Here is a 1,659-nt window from a genome sequence, read left to right on the forward strand (position 1 = left end):
ATCCCGGTCATGGGCGGCTGCCAGGGGTGGTCCGCGTTCTCCCGCAGGAAGGCGGCGAGCTGCCCGGTGGAGTGGGCGGCGGCGTCCCTGCGGGCGCAGCGGTCGGTCATCCGGTGGAGGCTGCCGCGCGCCTTGACGAGTTCGGTCAGCGTCCTCGGGAGCGAGTAGCGAAAGCCCAGCGACATATGGGCCGCGACCTCCCGGACCCGCCAGCCCGCGCAGAGCGTCGGTGCCTCCCACTGTGCGGGCGTCAGTTGGTCGAGCAGGGCGGCGAGGTCATGGCGTTCGGCGGCGATGGCCTGTCTGATGTCCACCTCTCCAGGGTGTCCACGGCCGCGCCATAAGTCCAAGAGCCGGCTCTTCTCGCGGCTAGCATCGCCGGTTATGGAACTCCGGCAGCTCCAGTACTTCGTCGCCGTGGCGGAAGAAGCCAGCTTCACCCGCGCCGCGGAACGCCTGCACCTGGCCCAGCCCGGGGTGAGCGCCCAGATCCGGCAGCTGGAACGGGAGCTGGGACAGCCGCTCCTGGACCGCTCGGGACGTTCGGTGACGCTGACCGAAGTGGGCGGCGCCGTCCTGCCGTTCGCGCGGGCCGCGCTCGCCGCGGTCGAGGGCGTGCGGCACACCGTGGACGACTTCACCGGGCTGCTCCGCGGGCAGATCGCGCTCGGCCTGGTGTCCGGCGCCGCCACCCACGAGTTCGACGTCGTCTCCGTACTCGCCGACTTCCACGACGACCACCCCGGAGTCGAGATCGCCCTCACCGAGGACAGCTCCGACCGGATGCTGGCCGCGGTGCGCGGCGGCGAACTCGACATGGCCCTGCTCGGCCTGACGAACGACGAACTCCCGCCGGGCATCTCCCTGCACATGGTGATCGACGAACCCCTGGTGGCCGTCGTCCTGCCGGGCGACCCCCTCCTCGTGCCCGAGGGCCGCAGAACCGTTCCGCTGGCCGAGCTGCGGGACCGGCCGCTGATCAGCCTGCCGCGCGGCACCGGACTGCGCGGCGTGCTCGACCGAGCCTGCGCGCAGGCCGGCATCCGGCCGCGCATCGCCTTCGAGGCCGCCGCCCCGCAGGTCCTGGTCCAACTCGTCGTCCGCGGCCTGGGGGTGGCCGTCCTCCCTGCGCTGGAGCCCCGCACGGAGGCCGCGTACGGACTGCGGACACTGGAGATCACGGATCCCCGGCCCCGCGGCAGGATCGCCCTGACCTGGCGCACGGACGGGCCCGCGAGCCCGGCGGCCACAGTGCTGCTCGACCGGCTGCGGGCAGCCCTGGAGCGGAACTAGCCGGGGCTGCCGGGCGTCGCGACCGGGCTACCGGGTACGCGCGATCAAGTACCGGAACACGTTCGGCATCCACACCGTCCCGTCCCGCCGCTGGTGCGGGTGCAGGGCCTCCGTCAGTTCCTTGTCGACCTGGACCTGGTCCGTCGCGCCCACCGCCGCGTCGAACAGCCCCGTGGAGAGCAGACCGCGGACCGCGCTGTCCGTGTCCGCGTACCCGAAGGGGCACGCGACGCGTCCCGAGCCGTCCGGCTTGAGGCCCGCCCGCTGGGCGACCTCCTCCAGATCGTCACGGAGCGCGGGGCGCCAGCTGCCCGTACTGCGGAGCGGTTCGGCGAGCTTGGTCGCCACCCTCAGTACAGAAGAGGT

General features: G+C 72.9%; 2 protein-coding genes and 1 pseudogene. 1 reads left to right on the forward strand and 2 read right to left on the reverse strand.

Annotation, left to right across the window (positions count from 1 at the left end; genetic code table 11):
- Positions 1 to 314 (reverse strand): maleylpyruvate isomerase family mycothiol-dependent enzyme (locus tag ACQKIP_RS46885; RefSeq protein WP_427745810.1); only part of this gene is annotated, 314 nt, incomplete at its 3' end.
- Between the two features lie 70 nt (positions 315 to 384).
- On the opposite strand from ACQKIP_RS46885, the gene ACQKIP_RS46890 reads away from it, so the two are divergent.
- Complete coding sequence (locus ACQKIP_RS46890; protein ID WP_365864755.1) at positions 385 to 1,293, forward strand: LysR family transcriptional regulator; 909 nt, start codon at positions 385 to 387, stop codon at positions 1,291 to 1,293.
- A 27-nt stretch (positions 1,294 to 1,320) separates the two neighbouring features.
- Here the strand turns inward: ACQKIP_RS46890 and ACQKIP_RS46895 are convergent.
- Positions 1,321 to 1,659: pseudogene (locus tag ACQKIP_RS46895) on the reverse strand (SAM-dependent methyltransferase); the annotation flags it as partial.

Source organism: Streptomyces sp. NPDC059900, assembly GCF_050270335.1.
Lineage (GTDB): Bacteria > Actinomycetota > Actinomycetes > Streptomycetales > Streptomycetaceae > Streptomyces.